The 14,922-nt window shown below is 55.2% G+C and carries 16 protein-coding genes and 2 pseudogenes; 12 read left to right on the top strand and 6 right to left on the bottom strand.

The window, feature by feature from the left end:
* Positions 1-3 precede the first annotated feature (3 nt).
* From HNEAP_RS07680 to smpB, 4 genes are all read right to left on the bottom strand, one after another.
* Positions 4-1,014: an ArsJ-associated glyceraldehyde-3-phosphate dehydrogenase gene (locus tag HNEAP_RS07680; RefSeq protein ID WP_012824397.1), complete on the bottom strand. Its 1,011-nt coding sequence runs from the start codon at positions 1,012-1,014 to the stop codon at positions 4-6.
* A gap of 3 nt (positions 1,015-1,017) precedes the next feature.
* Complete coding sequence (locus HNEAP_RS12550; RefSeq protein ID WP_012824396.1) at positions 1,018-1,938, bottom strand: metalloregulator ArsR/SmtB family transcription factor; 921 nt, start codon at positions 1,936-1,938, stop codon at positions 1,018-1,020.
* A gap of 102 nt (positions 1,939-2,040) precedes the next feature.
* Positions 2,041-2,250 carry a heme-binding protein gene (locus tag HNEAP_RS07670; protein WP_049772503.1) on the bottom strand — a complete coding sequence of 70 codons (210 nt, stop codon included), beginning with the start codon at positions 2,248-2,250 and terminating at the stop codon, positions 2,041-2,043.
* A gap of 64 nt (positions 2,251-2,314) precedes the next feature.
* Complete coding sequence (gene smpB, locus HNEAP_RS07665) at positions 2,315-2,791, bottom strand: SsrA-binding protein SmpB (protein ID WP_012824395.1); 477 nt, start codon at positions 2,789-2,791, stop codon at positions 2,315-2,317.
* A 403-nt stretch (positions 2,792-3,194) separates the two neighbouring features.
* Here smpB and HNEAP_RS07660 point away from each other — a divergent pair, with 403 nt between their 5' ends.
* Positions 3,195-3,653: a type II toxin-antitoxin system RatA family toxin gene (locus HNEAP_RS07660; RefSeq protein WP_041600401.1), complete on the top strand. Its 459-nt coding sequence runs from the start codon at positions 3,195-3,197 to the stop codon at positions 3,651-3,653.
* 2 nt (positions 3,654-3,655) lie between these two features.
* The gene (locus tag HNEAP_RS07655) at positions 3,656-3,961 is read left to right on the top strand and encodes an RnfH family protein (protein ID WP_133484630.1); all 306 of its coding nucleotides are present in this window, start codon (positions 3,656-3,658) and stop codon (positions 3,959-3,961) included.
* 62 nt (positions 3,962-4,023) lie between these two features.
* Here HNEAP_RS07655 and cfa read toward each other — a convergent pair whose 3' ends face one another.
* Positions 4,024-5,208 carry a cyclopropane fatty acyl phospholipid synthase gene (cfa, locus tag HNEAP_RS07650; RefSeq protein WP_012824392.1) on the bottom strand — a complete coding sequence of 395 codons (1,185 nt, stop codon included), beginning with the start codon at positions 5,206-5,208 and terminating at the stop codon, positions 4,024-4,026.
* A 356-nt stretch (positions 5,209-5,564) separates the two neighbouring features.
* On the opposite strand from cfa, the gene HNEAP_RS07645 reads away from it, so the two are divergent.
* Both HNEAP_RS07645 and HNEAP_RS07640 read left to right on the top strand, forming a co-directional pair.
* Positions 5,565-6,569, top strand: coding sequence for a glycosyltransferase family 2 protein (locus HNEAP_RS07645; RefSeq protein ID WP_012824391.1), 1,005 nt, complete (start codon positions 5,565-5,567; stop codon positions 6,567-6,569).
* A complete protein-coding gene (locus tag HNEAP_RS07640; RefSeq protein WP_012824390.1) occupies positions 6,562-7,008 on the top strand; it encodes a GtrA family protein in 447 nt (148 codons plus the stop codon). The genes HNEAP_RS07645 and HNEAP_RS07640 overlap by 8 nt, the downstream gene beginning before the upstream one ends.
* On the opposite strand, the gene HNEAP_RS07635 is transcribed toward HNEAP_RS07640, so the two are convergent.
* The gene (locus HNEAP_RS07635; protein WP_012824389.1) at positions 6,960-8,582 is read right to left on the bottom strand and encodes an ArnT family glycosyltransferase; all 1,623 of its coding nucleotides are present in this window, start codon (positions 8,580-8,582) and stop codon (positions 6,960-6,962) included. The genes HNEAP_RS07640 and HNEAP_RS07635 overlap by 49 nt on opposite strands.
* Positions 8,583-8,712: 130 nt before the next feature.
* On the opposite strand from HNEAP_RS07635, the gene HNEAP_RS07630 reads away from it, so the two are divergent.
* The 8 genes and pseudogenes from HNEAP_RS07630 to HNEAP_RS07605 all read left to right on the top strand — a co-directional run bounded on the left by HNEAP_RS07630 (position 8,713) and on the right by HNEAP_RS07605 (position 14,918).
* Positions 8,713-9,513 (top strand): ChbG/HpnK family deacetylase, encoded by an 801-nt coding sequence (locus tag HNEAP_RS07630; RefSeq protein WP_012824388.1) that lies wholly within the window; start codon positions 8,713-8,715, stop codon positions 9,511-9,513.
* 164 nt (positions 9,514-9,677) lie between these two features.
* A complete protein-coding gene (locus HNEAP_RS07625; RefSeq protein ID WP_012824387.1) occupies positions 9,678-10,307 on the top strand; it encodes a glutathione S-transferase N-terminal domain-containing protein in 630 nt (209 codons plus the stop codon).
* 9 nt (positions 10,308-10,316) lie between these two features.
* Positions 10,317-10,844: a ClpXP protease specificity-enhancing factor gene (locus tag HNEAP_RS07620; RefSeq protein WP_012824386.1), complete on the top strand. Its 528-nt coding sequence runs from the start codon at positions 10,317-10,319 to the stop codon at positions 10,842-10,844.
* Positions 10,845-11,341: 497 nt separating this feature from the next.
* Positions 11,342-12,499 (top strand): annotated as a pseudogene (locus tag HNEAP_RS13150) (DNA translocase FtsK); the annotation flags it as partial.
* A gap of 84 nt (positions 12,500-12,583) precedes the next feature.
* Positions 12,584-13,433 (top strand): annotated as a pseudogene (locus HNEAP_RS13145) (FtsK/SpoIIIE domain-containing protein); the annotation flags it as partial.
* 2 nt (positions 13,434-13,435) lie between these two features.
* Positions 13,436-13,702, top strand: a complete 267-nt coding sequence (locus HNEAP_RS13100) for a DNA translocase FtsK (protein ID WP_419185608.1) — start codon at positions 13,436-13,438, stop codon at positions 13,700-13,702.
* A 73-nt stretch (positions 13,703-13,775) separates the two neighbouring features.
* Positions 13,776-14,483 carry an outer membrane lipoprotein periplasmic chaperone LolA gene (lolA, locus tag HNEAP_RS12265; RefSeq protein WP_166635992.1) on the top strand — a complete coding sequence of 236 codons (708 nt, stop codon included), beginning with the start codon at positions 13,776-13,778 and terminating at the stop codon, positions 14,481-14,483.
* Positions 14,484-14,501: 18 nt separating this feature from the next.
* Positions 14,502-14,918 (top strand): GNAT family N-acetyltransferase, encoded by a 417-nt coding sequence (locus HNEAP_RS07605; protein WP_012824382.1) that lies wholly within the window; start codon positions 14,502-14,504, stop codon positions 14,916-14,918.
* The last annotated feature ends 4 nt before the right edge of the window (positions 14,919-14,922 follow it).

The following is a 14,922-nucleotide window of genomic DNA, read 5'->3' as shown; positions in this document are numbered from 1 at the left end:
GGGTTAGGCCGAGCCGACCTTGGATGCGAGTTCGGCCATGCGGTTGGCGTAGCCCCATTCGTTGTCGTACCAGGCCAGCACTTTGACCATGTGCTCGTCGATCACCATCGTGGAGGGCGCATCGACAATCGAGGAGCGGGCATCGTTGACGAAATCCATGGAGACCAAAGGGCGGGTTTCGTAGCCTAAGATCTGCGGCATGGCATCGCTGCCCGCCTTGAGCAGGGCATTGACTTCTTCCACCGTGGTAGCGCGGGATGGCGTGAACACAAAATCGGTGAGCGAGGCGTTGAGCAGCGGCACCCGCACGGCCAGACCGTTCAACTGGCCGTTCAACTCGGGGAAAATCTCGCCAATGGCTTTGGCAGAGCCCGTGGTGGTGGGCGAGAGCGATAGGCTCGACGCGCGCGCGCGCCGCCAGTCTTTGTCACCTTTATCGACAACGACTTGGGTGTTGGTCAAATCGTGCATCGTCGTCATGGTGCCGCGCACAATACCCAGCCCCTCATGTAGCACTTTAACGACCGGCGCGAGGCAGTTGGTGGTGCAGGAAGCAGCCGTCACGATGGCGTGTGTGTCCGCATCGAACAGATGATCGTTCACGCCCATCACCACATTTAACACCTCAGGGTGTTTAACCGGCGCGGCGACCACCACACGCGGCGCGCCTTGCGTCAAATGCGCGCTTACTTGCTCGAAGCTGCGCCATTTGCCGGTCGATTCGATGACCAGATCCACGCCGATGGCGCGCCAGTCGAGTTGATCGATGGTTTTGTGCATCGTAAAGCCAATGCGCTGGCCGTTGATGGTGATGCTTTGCTCATCGGCCGAAATGGCTTGGGGCCAGCGACCATGCACGGAATCGAACTCGGTCAGATGCGCCATGCAGGCGGCATCGGCGGCAATTTCGTTGATGTGCACCACGGTTAAGCCGAGGTCTGGGCGATCAAACATCGCCCGCAGTGCCAGGCGTCCCATACGGCCATAGCCGTTAATTGCAACTCGAATTGTCATTATTTACTCACTCATTAAACCAATAGCGGATAGCTCATCGCGGGCGCGGATTTTTTCGATGGCGTAGTCGGGCAGTTGGGTCAGCAACTTCACCCGAGTTTCCAATGCGCGTCCGGCTTCGATAAAGAACGATACCGGGTCGCGATCGGGATGTTCGGCCATCTGGCGCACCGGATCGGTTACCCCCCAATGCGCAGTGATCGGCCGACCGGGCCAGGCGGGGCAGGCTTCATTGAGCAAGGTGTCGCAGACGGTGATCACCAAATCCATCTGCGGCGCGTCTGGCGCCAAGAACACCGCCCAATGCTTGGAGGCGGCTTGCTCGGTGGGTAGTTCCAGCGCTTTTAACGCTTCAATTGTGTTGGGGTTGACGCTGGAATCTTTCTTCTGCCCCGCAGAAAAGGCGCGGAATCGGCCTTGGCCCCAACGGTTGAGCAGCGCTTCGGCCAGGATGGAACGCGCGCTGTTGGCCACGCACAAGAACAACACATTGAAGACTTTGTTTGAGGGTGTCGTTTCACCTGATTTTTGAATGATGTTCTCGTTGTTTTGTGGCGTGTCCTGCAATAATTCGATGTTCTCTTGATACAGCGCGCGGGCTTGTTTGAGCAACCTGAAGCCTTCATTGCTGAGCGACCAGCTAATCCGCGACAGGCGCAAAATCTCACGAACCCATAAAGGTGTGCGCTCATTGAGTGCATATAAATTCGAGGTGCCTTTATGCGTTTGTGATAAAAGCTGATTTTCCATCAGCATGCTGATATGCCGTGAAATCGTGGACTGTGGCTTGTCAAGCAGAGCTTGCAGATGGCACACGCAAAGTCGGTGTTCGGATTCAAGGAGCATCAAGATGCGAAGGCGCGTTTCATCGCTCAAGGCGGCGAAGAGCTGTTCGGGGTGTTCGTGCAGCGTTGTATGCGTCATGGTTATTCATCCGGTTTTACGAATGAAGCCGAGGGTACAGAAGCTAAGTGACAAATAAATGAACACAACAGGATGCATTGAAAGCAACGCCCAGAGGATGTCTTAAAAACTCAGATCATCTGCAATGGCCGCGATGACTGCCTTGGCGCAGATGTCATCGTTATCACCGCCCGTCGCGCCGGAAACGCCAATGGCACCAACCATGCTGCCACCCGCTTCGATGGGAATGCCTCCGCCGATAATCACTATGCCGGGTTGATTGAGAATGGTTTTTTCAGGGGCATCGGGTTTGCCGCCGTGCGCGCCTTGCATCTAATCGGCAAGCGACTCGCTGAATGTGCCCGCAAGAACGAAACAGTACTAGGGCATGGCAGGCTCAACTACTGGTGCGCAAAATGCGCTGCTTGTCGCGCGCCCAATCCTTTTCTTTAAGCGTGGCGCGCTTGTCGTGATCTTTTTTGCCCTGAGCCAAGGCAATTTCGAGCTTGGCCCGGCCATTTTTCCAGTACATGGCGGTGGGTACTACGGTGAAGCCCTTGCGATCGACCGCGCCGATGAGCTGGGCGATTTCCCGCTTGTGCAGCAGTAATTTACGAATGCGCGTGTTGTCTGGGCGAACATGCGATGACGCTTGTATCAGCGGGTTGATTTGCCCGCCGATCATGAACGCTTCGCCATTTTTGAGCAAAATGTGGGCATCGGTGAGTTGCACTTTGCCTTCGCGCAGGGATTTGACCTCCCAGCCTTCAAGCGCGATGCCCGCTTCGAATCGGTCATTGAGAAAGTAATCGAATTTCGCTTTTTTATTGAGTGCGATGGTGGATTCACCAGCGGACTTCTTGGTCTTCGACATACGCGTATTTCCGGATCAGATAAGGTGCTAGAAGCCTGTCGGGCTTTAGATAGGGAAATCGGCTGCAAATCAATCTGGAAAGCTCATATTCCACCACTCTTTTGGGCAATAGAACTCGCTAATGCCCTGCAGAAGCGGCAAAATTTGCCCTCGCACAGCTAGATTTTCGCCCCTATTCCTAGGGATTCAATCAGAGGTTCCCTAAAGCCCCACAGGTTCCTAGTTTCGCAGACTTCCCTCTTTGCTGCACGATTTGGGCGTTCGCTCGCCGCGAACGATGCGGCGAAAGAGGGCGTTTTGCAGTATGATTTTAGCCCCGAGACCGACATTGACGCCGATTTCAGTTGTTTCCACTGCTATTTCCATTGGGGATCATTCAAGCCGGAGCCGATCGACTGCCTTTATGACGAACATCACCCGACAAATTCACGTACCGTACAGCGCTGCTCAAATGTATCACCTGGTCAATGACGTGGCCGCCTACCCCGAGTTCTTGCCGTGGTGCGATGCATCGCGTGTGTTGCGGGTTCAGGACAACGAGATGGATGCCAGTATTACGCTCAAGGTCGGTGCTTTGCGCAAGGTGTTCACGACACGCAATATCAACGATCCGGGAAAAAAAATTGTCGTCAGCCTGCTCAATGGGCCGTTCAAGTCTTTGGATGGCTTCTGGTCGTTCAACGATTTAGACGAAGGCGGTTCGATGATCCGGCTCAATATGTCGTTCGAGTTCTCAAGCAAGCTGGTGGATATGGCGATCGGGCCGGTATTCCGTGAAATCGTCCGAAATCTGATCACGGCATTTCAGCACCGGGCGGTGGCTGTGTATGGCGATCAGATTGAGCCGGGCGGTGTGTCTTGAATCTGGATTCGCCCGCAGTCGGTGTTATCGAGGTTGAAGTCGCGTACGCCAAACCGGATCGGCAGGTAATTCTCGCCGTCACCGTTCCCGAGGATGCCACCGTGCAGATGGCCATCGATGCCAGCGGCATCAGGGAGCAGTTCCCCGAGATTGATCTTGAGCATCAAAAAGTGGGCATTTTTTCCCGTCTGGTCACCCTGAACCAACGTCTGCAGGCGCGTGATCGGATCGAAATCTACCGTCCATTACAAGCCGATCCGAAAGCCGCGCGACGGGAACGGGCCGCAAAAAAGGACGAACAATCGTAACAGCCAACGAAGCGGCCCGTGGTCGTGGTGTTTGGCTTTTCGTCGTGGGTTCACAGACCCGATCAGGCGGGTCGGTGGTAACCGCCGACAACGCCCGCAGGCGAGAGAACGAGTTGCAGCAAATGCGTCCTGCGAGCGCGAAATGTGCCCGCACACGACAACAAATAGTAGCGCCACATGCGTTCGAACGTCGCCCCGAATTTTTGCGCGTATTTGGGCCAAACGCGGGAAAAATTGTCGTGCCAGGCCATCAGGGTGCGGTCGTAATCGGCGCCGAAATTATGCATGTCCTCCACAACGAACCTGCCGGTGACCGCGTCCATAATCTGGCTAAATGACGGGATTTCGCCGTTGGGGAAAATGTATTTATCAATCCATTCGTCTGGCGTCGGGTTCACGTCGCTCGATGCGATGGTATGCAATAGGAACAACCCGTCGGGTTTCAGGCAGCGCCGTACCACATCCATGTAGGTAGCATAATTTTTGTGCCCTACGTGCTCGAACATGCCAATGGAGACGATTTTATCGAAGGATTCATCGATGTCTCGATAGTCCTGAAGCCGGAACGTGACCGGTAAACCCGCACAAAGCGCTTGTCCGAGTTTGGCCTGCTCCTTCGAAATCGTCAGCCCCACGCATTCGACGCCATATCGCTCGGCTGCAAAACGCATGAAGCTGCCCCAGCCACACCCGATATCCAGCACGCGTTCACCGGGTTTGAGTTCGAGTTTGCGACAGATCAGATCCAGTTTGGCTTCCTGCGCTTCGTCGAGGTTATGTGCTTGTTCCCAGAACCCGCAGGTATAGGTCATGCGGTGATCAAGCATGTCCTGATAAAAATCGTTGCTCAGATCGTAGTGGCGTTGCCCGACCTGCCAAGCCCGAACGGGACTCTGATGGTTAAAAACACGGGCCATGAGGGCGTGGGCCTTGACGTGGACAGAATGCCCAACTCGTTCATCCAGCCGTGCGCGCAACACCCGATCGATGAATTGATCGATCGCAGGGATGTCCACCCAGCCGGCCATGTAGCTTTCACCCAAGCCCAAATTGCCGTAGGCCAGACTTCTTTTGATGGTGCGACGGTCCTTGATGATCAGATCCCAGGGGCGGTCGCCATTGATTTGGATGTCTGCCAGCGCAAGGGCGTCGGCCAGTGTCGATTCGCTTAAACTTCGCGGCAGCGCAGCGGCGGTATTTCGATCTAATGTGTCTGTATCCAGTGATTCATCAAACAGTCGCGACATTCCATACCTCCAATGAAAATCAGGCGGGTTGGTTCATGAGCCGATCGCTTTTTTGATTTGATGAGACCGAATCGTTGTATGAAAACCCGTAGCGGAAAGTAGGTGTGATGGTTGTTAAACGATGGGGCTGAGAATAAAACCCCGCGTTATTGTTTGACAATATATTAATGAGTCTACTAATCAAAGTGAGTTTTTCGATACCTGACTAGCAGATCTTTATCAGTCGCCATCGCCGGTGTGCTTCTGACGATTCCGCGGTGGAGGCCATCCGAGGCGCAGAATGAGCGGTACTTTGCTGGTGGCACTGGCGAACTTGCGTGTATTCTTGCGCTTTGCTTTGTTCCGGATAAAAAAGAATGAATGATCGTTCCGTACGCATTTCGTGCGTGGTACCTGCCTTCAATGAGGCTGCCAACCTACCGAATCTGTTGACTCAATTGAGCATGCAGTTGGGCGAGTTGTCCGATCACTGGGAAATCATCGTGGTCGACGACGGCAGTCGGGATCGTACGCGCGCCGTATTGGCCGAATATGCCGATACACCGGGTTTGGTCGTGCTGCATTTCTCACGCAATTTCGGCAAGGAAGCGGCCTTGAGCGCGGGGCTTGATCGGGTGCGGGGCGATGTCTGTTTCATGCTGGATGCCGATTTGCAACACCCGGTCGCCTTGATGCCGCAAATGCTGGCCGCCTGGCGCGAGGGTGCGCAGATGGTTTATTTCGTGCGGGAACATCGCAGGGATGAACCGTTCTGGAAGCGCTGGGGTTCCGGGTTGTTGTATTGGTTGATCAATTTCGGTTCGGCTGTTCAGGTGCCGGAAGATGCTGGCGATTTTCGGCTGCTGGATGCCAAAGTGGTCGCTGCCCTGCGTGCGCTGCCCGAACGTAATCGCTTCATGAAGGGCTTGTATGCCTGGGTTGGCTTTCGCACGCAGGCCCTGCCGTATACCCCCGAGCCCCGGCTGCACGGTAAAAGCCATTTTTCGGGGCGGCGGTTGCTGAATCTGGCGTTGACCGGCTTGACGGCCTTCTCGAATGTGCCTCTGCGGTTGTGGAGTGTGTTCGGCCTGATTCTCGCATTGCTGGCGCTGATCTACGGCGGCTACGTCACGCTGGCTTATTTCATCGATCAACGCCCTGTCGCTGGTTGGACGACCATTGTCGCCGGGCTGATGCTGTTCGGCGGCATCCAGTTGATCTCCATCGGGATTCTCGGTGAGTATCTAGGGCGAGTGTATGATGAGGTCAAACAACGGCCACGCTATATCGTCGACGAACAGATCGATAACAGCCCGTTTGCCCAAGAACAAATGGCCACGCCTCTGCCGAGTTTGATCGAATCCGATAGCAAACATGGATGACGGTTCGAAGGTCCGGGTGCTGCGGGCTTCCGGGCTGGCTATTTGGGTTCGTCTGCAATCGCTGGTGATCTTCGCCGCCGTTGGCGTAGCGGCTGCGGCTGTGCATCTGGCCGTGGTCTGGGCATTGGTCAGCCAGTGGTCGATGGCCGCTTTACTGGCGAACCCGGCGGGGTTTTTCGTGGCATTTTGGGTGAGTTTTTTCGGCCATCGTCACGGCAGCTTCAAGGCGGATGACCCGCACCCTATTCGACGAGCACTGCCTCGATTCGCCTTGGTCGCGGTGATCGGGTTTGTTGTCAATGAACTGCTCTATGCGGCGCTATTGGCTTGGACACCCTTGCCATATACCGTCGCACTATTCATCGTGATCGCCATCGTGGCGGTAGCGACTTACTTATCCAGTCGATTCTGGGCGTTTGCCGTGCAGCCAAAGCAGTAAATCGCGGCGCGTTTGTCTTGCGTCACCGGTTGCTGATCTGCAAACAATGCTGCCCTTTGTGCATCATCCCGCTGAACGAATACCCATACCGGTGCGCGTTTTCCTTGCTTGGCTTCGGTGGCCATGGCGCCGAGTTGATCCGTGGAAATCAAAATGCGCTTGGCGGCTTCGGGATCGAACTTCGCCGACGTGTACAGCTCGGTATTGGCACCATCGGATCTGAAATTATTCGGGTCATCCCACGGGCCTGTTACCAGGGCTGGCTGGGTGCGATCCAGATAAAACGGCACGCTGAAATAGTAATAGTTGTAAAACACCACATCGGCATCGGGTGCGATGCGGTCACGCACGGCCAGGGTGATTTCCTTATGCGATTTGTGATCTATCACGGCGAAAATGACGACGCTCGTTACGCCCAACAGCGCACCGATCAGGGCCATAGACGCGATGCGCCCCTGCCAACGGCGCTGCTCGGCCGGTTCATTCGCGGTGTGGGTGAGGGCTTTGTCGAATGCCAAGGCCAACAATAGGGCAAGACTCGGCACCGTCGGCAAAATATACCCGATCAGTTTTGAGGTCGGGATCGAGAAGAACAACAAAATGCTGCCGAGCCAGATCACCCCAAGGCTCAGCAGATGATTGGTGCGCTTCAACGACATGAGCTGACGATTTTTCGGGAACGAGGCCAGCCAGAACAGACCGACCGCCCAGGGAATCAGGCCGCCGAACAACACCATGACGTAAAAATAAATCGGTTGCGGATTGTTAAAACTGCTGTCGAGATAGCGATCAAACTGCTGGTAGATGAAGGTGTAGTGCAAAAAGCCCGGGAACTTGAGTTCCATCAGAGCAAACCAGGGCGCCACAATCGCCAAAAAAACGACCAAACCAAGCGGAGAAATCAGCCTGTAAAGATGGGTGAATCGTCGGTTCCACAGGAGCCAAAAGGTAATAACCATGCCGGGCAGGACAAACCCGATCATGCCCTTGGTCATCATGCCAAGCCCTGCCGTGGCATAGGCCAGAACCAGCACCCATTTGGCACTTCGTCTCGCCTGCAATTGCTGGCTTACATGGGCCAGCAGCAGGATGGTGATGGCAATTAATGAGCCGACCAGCATGTCCATGCTCGCAAATTGCGCCGCATCGAAAAACAACGGAAAAGTGCCGAGCAACAACACACCCAAACCGGCCGCACGGCGGTTGGCGTATTGGTTCAAAAACCAGAACAAGGTAATGGCCGAGGCCATGCCCGCCAGAAATGGTGCCGCGCGGGCTGCCCATTCGTGCGTGCCGAACACAGCCAGCGACGACGCGGTGACCCAGTAAAATAAGGGTGGTTTGTGGAAAAATGGCAGGCCGTCAAGTTTCGGCACCAGCCAGTCGCCGGTGTGCAGCATCGACAGGGCAACGCCCACATAACGGCCTTCATCCGGTACGAACAAAGGTCGCAAACCGATCGTTGCCGCTAACCAAAACGCAAATAATACAAAGAGCCAAACGGGGTGATCGAGCAGCCATTGACCTAAACGAGCGAGGCGGGCGGTCCAGTGGGGGGCTGAGGGCGTGGTCATCGGCGAAGTAACTCAGAAAGTTGGAATCGAGTCGGCATGGTACCGAAACAGCCATCATTCGTCGCTGAATGTTCAATCGGTTGCCGCGATCTGTTTACAATGGCGTGCTGTTTTATCTGTGGAGAATCCTTTGCGTTCCATTGTCCTGATCGCTGATGATTTTGGCCTGTCGCCTGCCGTCGATGCGGGCATTCTCGAACTGGTCGAAAACGGACGCTTGAGCGGGTTCGGCTGTCTGACTCAATTGCCGCGCTGGTTCGATGCGGCCAAAACACTGGATCAAATGCCAATTGAGACGAGTGGCGTTCAGGTGGGGCTGCACCTTAATTTGTCACAAAGATTCGGCGGAGCATGGCATCGCCCCTTGTCCCTATTGATTTCCGGTGCCCACGCTGGGCTGCTGCCGCGTGATCGCATCCGTGAGAGCCTGAGAACCCAATGGGATCGCTTCACGCAGGCATTGGGGCGGGCACCAGATTATGTGGATGGCCATCAGCATGTGCACCAGTTACCCGTGGTTCGTGAGTGTCTGCTGGAGATATTGGCACAAGAAGCCGTTCACCCGTGGGTGCGCATTACCTCGCCGATTATCTCGCCAAAACCAATGATAAAAGGTTGGATGATTGCACATCTGGGCGCCGAAACATTGCGGCAGCTAGCGCTGCGTCACGGGCTCAAAACCAATGGATCGTTCGCCGGGGTTTATGGCTTCGATCAATCTCAAACCGGCTATGCGCATTTAATGGGCGAATGGCTGCGTGCATCGCCGGGGGACACGGTGATCATGTGTCACCCCGGTCATTTTGCGAATGCCAGTACAGACGATCCGATCGCCCCGGCGCGTGCCAATGAACTCGGCTTTTTGCGCAGTGTCGAGTTCGGCGATTTGCTCTACGCTCATGATTGCAGAATTGCCACGCCGGCATTCTGACCAGTCGATGCTTTCGTTCCTGCAACTGTATTGGATCGGATCGAAGTCAGTACGACCGTGTTCTGACAGGGAATCTCGATATGACCCGTTACTGTTGCCCATTAAATCGGCGCGATTTGCTATCATGCTGCGTCTATTTCGCTTGAATCTTTAGGAGACGCCATATGGCGAGTGTCAATCGTCGTTCGGTCATGACCTTGTTTACCAATCCTGAAAGCCCGGATTGCCACCGTACCCGTATCGTTTTGGCGGAAAAAGAACTCACAGCTGATGTGATCGATATTTCTATCGGAGAAATACCCGAAGACTTTCACGATTTGAGCCCGGAAGGCACCGTGCCTGTGCTGGCGGATCGTGATCTTGTTGTCACCAATGCCCGCGTGATCATGGAATACCTCGATGAGCGTTTTCCGCACCCTCCTTTGATGCCGGTCGATCCGGTCAGCCGCGCCAAGGTCCGCACCGCGCTCTACAGCATCGAACGTGACTGGTACGGTCTGCTGCCCGAGTTCGAGCGCGGCGAGAAAACCGTTGCCCGTGCCCGCAAAACACTGCGCGAAGGTCTGCTGGCATTGGCACCAGCGTTCGGCCACCAGCCGTTTTTCATGAGCGATGAATACAGCCTGACCGATGTGACCCTGTCCGCGTTGCTGTGGCGTTTGCCCGTCTACGGCGTCGAATTGTCCGGACCGAGCGCCAAACCCGTGCTCGATTACATGAAGCGCATGTTCGATCGGCCTACCTTTCAGATGAGTCTGACCGAAGTCGAACGTGAAATGCGTGATCGCTATTAAGGTTTGCCAATGCTTTCCAAACGCCCGTATCTGATCCGCGCCCTGTACGACTGGACGGTCGATCAAGGGCATGTGCCCATTATCGTGGTTGATGCCACGGTTTCTCGGGTTCAGGTGCCGCAAGCGCATGTCGAAGAAGGGCAGATTCATCTGAATATCAGCCCAAGCGCCGTGCGTTACTTCACGATGGATCGTGCAGCAATCGCCTTTGAAGCGCGTTTCGGTGGCAAGGCGGAATCGATTTTTGTGCCGATGCGGGCTGTCGTCGGGATTTACGATCGGGATTCCGGCAGTGGGGCGCAGTTCCCACCGGAGCCGGATGAGGAATTCATGGATGATGATGACGCTCAAGACAGCGCACCCAAGCTCAGTCTTGCCGATACGGGCAAGGTTCAGACACTGCGACGTGTTTCGGATAACAGATCATCGGATGCCGACTCTTTGGATGAAGGGGATGGCCCGCCCGATGATGATCCGACCCCACCTCGCCCGGATGGCAAAAAGGGCAAGACTTCCCGGCTGCGGATTGTCAAATAAGCCGATTCACGCCGATATTCTTCGCCAAGCGTTGGGTGTTGTCCGTTCGATCGGTTACACGTCGAAATCACAGTTTCTGGTCGGTTTTTGCCGCTCGTCTTATTCCGTTATACTGCCGACATCTTTAAACCAAAGTTTGAGCTATTTGCCAAGGAACCTCTGATTGAATCCTTCGTGGCCGAGACGGTCTTTTGAGGGATGAGTCGCAAGGCGCGGTGCGAAACGGGCTTGCGCCAGCTCCGCGTTAATGGTTATTCCATTCGTGAGCGGCGCAACACAGCGGGCTTACGCCAGCTACGCGTAAAATCGCCCTCAAAAGACCGTCCCATGCGGGTTGCAGCCCAAAAGCCGCAACACTTCGTTATCGGCCTTGGCATCGTAGCGCAAACTACGACCTTCGGCCTCTGCCTCGTTTTGAGGCTTTTGGATCAGCAACTCGGCTCACGAGGGATTCAATCAGAGGTTCCTTAATCAACTGAAACTAAATCTGGTTTTTAATGAATACAGCTAAAAATACGGTGTTGTTCCAGCCCCGCAGAATGATGGCCGACATGGTCTTGTTCGGACTGGTTTTGCTCGTCGGATATTACGGCATGTCGTTGTGGACCTACTCGCCGAGTGACCCCGGTTTTACCACCACGGGTCAAGGATCGGCGGTGCACAATGCGGCCGGATTGGTCGGCGCATGGCTGGCTGATTTCTCGCGTTTTCTGCTGGGGTACGGCGCTTATGCCGTGCCGCCGATGTTGCTGATGTTTGCCGTGCGACAATTCGTTCGGTTGCGGACGGATGACCGGCTTGTCAATGTCTTCTTTGCAATTCAAATCAGCGGTGTCGTGCTGACGGTCTTTGCCGTCAGCGTGCTCGCCGCCATCCATCAACCCGCGCCGCAAACTGTTGGTGGTTTGGCCGCCAGCGGCTCAGCGGGTGGGGTTGTAGGCCAGGTGTTGGCAACGGGGTTGGTCCGATACCTGGGCGCGCTGGGTGCGACCGGCTTGATGATCGCTTTTGTGATGATTGCGTTCTCAGCCGTTTCCGGATTGTCCTGGCTCGCCCTGTTCGAACTTGTTGGCCGAGGCGTGGATTCGAGCATGTTGTTCGTATCCCGGCTAATCAGCAATCGCCGAGATGCAGATCAAACCGCTGGTGTCGAGCCTGCTCGAATCCCCACCGTGCAGACAGATTACGTGCCGCCGTTCTCGCGCAAACGTAAGAAAAAGGCTGAAGATGCCCCCCCTGTCGATCCCGTTCTGGATATATTTTCTTCGGCACCCGCTTCTGTTTCCCCGCAGACAAAACCGATCCCCGCTCGTGCGGCTAAAGCGGCGCCACGACAGCAGCCTGTACTGGGGACTTCGGGCGGCAAACCGATCGTAGACTTGCTGGATTTCGCACCGCAACGGCAGTCGGGTTTCAGTGAGGAAATGCTCGAATCGATGTCTCGCTTGATTGAGGATCGATTGGAAGAATTTGGTGTGCGTGTGGCGGTGGTGGCGGCGACCCCGGGCCCGGTGATCACCCGTTTTGAATTGCAACCCGCCGCGGGCGTCAAGGTGAGCCAGATTTCCAACCTTGCCAAGGATCTGGCGCGGGCGCTGTCGATTGTTTCCGTTCGCGTGGTCGAGGTGATTCCGGGCAAATCCACCGTGGGTCTTGAGATTCCGAACAAGGTGCGCGAGATCATCGCACTGCGCGAATTGATCGAGTCGAAATCGTATCGAGACAGCCGTTCATCGCTCACCATGGCTTTGGGCAAGGACATTGCGGGGGCGTCCATTACGGCGGATCTTGCGCGCATGCCGCATCTGCTGGTGGCTGGCACGACCGGTTCGGGGAAATCGGTCGGTGTGAACGCGATGATCCTGAGCCTGCTGTACAAATCCACAGCCGATGACGTTCGCCTGATTCTGATTGATCCGAAAATGCTGGAACTTTCGGTTTACGAAGGGATTCCGCATCTGTTGGCCCCCGTGGTTACGGATATGAAGGAAGCCGCCAATGCCCTGCGTTGGGCCGTGGGTGAAATGGAACGTCGCTACAAGCTCATGTCTGCGCTGGGCGTGCGCAATCTGGCCGGTTGCAATGAGAAAATTTCTGCCGCGGCAGAAAAAAGCGAGCCGCTGCGTGATCCGTTCTATAACCGCGCAGAGGCGTTCGATCCCGATCTACCGGCACCGGAACTTGAACGATTGCCGCATATCGTCGTAGTGGTTGATGAATTCGCGGACATGATGATGGTGGTTGGCAAGAAGGTCGAAGAGCTGATCGCCCGCTTGGCGCAAAAGGCCCGTGCGGCGGGGATTCACCTGATTCTCGCCACGCAGCGCCCTTCGGTGGATGTGATTACCGGCCTGATCAAAGCCAACATTCCGACTCGTATTTCATTTCAGGTTTCCTCCAAAATCGACTCACGGACCATTCTCGATCAAATGGGTGCAGAAAATCTGCTGGGCCATGGCGATATGTTGTATCTGCCGCCCGGCACCGGTTTGCCGGTTCGCGTCCACGGCGCATTCGTCAGCGACGATGAAGTGCATCGCGTGGTCGAAGCATTGAAAGCACTGGGCGAACCGAACTACATCGACGCGGTTTTGTCTGAGGAGAGTGCGGCGGCCATCGTATTGCCGGGCGAGAAACCGCTATCCGCATCAGGTGAAGCGGTCGATGAGTATTATGATCAAGCCGTGGCCATCGTGACCGAAACCCGAAAAGCCTCTATTTCTTACGTACAGCGCCGGCTCAAGATCGGTTACAACCGGGCTGCGCGTCTAATCGAGGAAATGGAAAACGACGGTATCGTCGGTCAGTTGCAGACGAATGGCTCGCGTGAAGTATTGGCGCCGCCGCCGCGATCCTGAGTTTTTTTACGTTCTCTTCATCTTTTTGATCGAATATCTCAGGATATTTCGGTTGGAATGCCAGGCAGGTTTTATGTTGCACCCCTTCAAGTTGAATCACTCTATGTTGAAAAATGGGTTGGTCGGTCTGGTTCTGGCGATCAGTGCTTTGGGCTCCGTGTCTTATGCGTCGGATATACAGCCGGCCGAGGCGCAGACGTTCCCTTTGGGTGCCTCATCTGCGGCTGCTGATATCCGCCCCTTGACTGAATTTGTCCGCACGCTGAAAACCTTCTCGGCTGATTTTGTTCAGCAACAGGTGAATGTGCGCGGGCAGAAGCAACCCGCCTCATCCGGCCATTTCGTGCTGGCGCGTCCGGGCCGTTTCTTCTGGGCTTATGAAAAGCCCTACGTGCAAAAACTGATCGCAAACGAAGGTGTATTGTGGGTCTACGATCCCGATCTGGCACAAGTGACGCGCAGCCCGCTGGCCGACAATCGCGGCGCGCCGATTGGCATTTTCCTCGGCAACCAGCCATTGCAGGAAGCCTTTGATGTCAGCAGTATCGGCAAGAACGATGGCCTTAACTGGTACAGCTTGAAAGACCGATCGGCCAAAAGCGATTTCAATCAGGTGCAAATCGGCATGGATGCCAAGGGCATCAAGGCAATGGTATTCACCGACAAGCTCGATAACCGCACCACTGTCCAGTTCAGCCAGCGCGAGGTCAACCAAAAGGTTGATGATTCGCTTTTCCAGTTTGTCCCGCCCAAGGGCGTGGATGTGGTGAATAGTCGCTAACGCAGAGGCATATTGCCCATGAGTCTCGAGTATAAAATCAACGCGCCGGTATCAGTTGATCAATTCATTGAATTGCTTAACGAATCTACGCTTGGCGAGCGGCGTCCTGTTGATGATCGAGAGTGTATCGCCGGAATGCTGGTGAATGGCAACCTCATGGTATCAGCATGGATCGGCGAACAACTTATCGGTGTTGCACGCTCGATGACTGATTTTCATTACGCGTGCTATCTTTCTGATTTGGCAGTTCATCGCAGTTATCAGAGGAAAGGCGTCGGAAAGAAACTACAAAGCCTGACTCAAGCGCAATTAGGCCCTAGGTGCAAGCTGATTCTGGTTGCCGCTCCTGCGGCGAACGCCTACTACGAGCATCTTGGGTTTACAAATAATCCAAGGTGCTGGGTGCTTAATCGTGATCAACAAATCAGCAGCTAACGAA

It is taken from the genome of Halothiobacillus neapolitanus c2 (assembly GCF_000024765.1).
GTDB classification, from domain to species: Bacteria; Pseudomonadota; Gammaproteobacteria; order Halothiobacillales; family Halothiobacillaceae; genus Halothiobacillus; species Halothiobacillus neapolitanus.
Note: the sequence above shows the minus strand (reverse complement) of the source record. Positions and strands in the feature narration are given on the sequence as shown.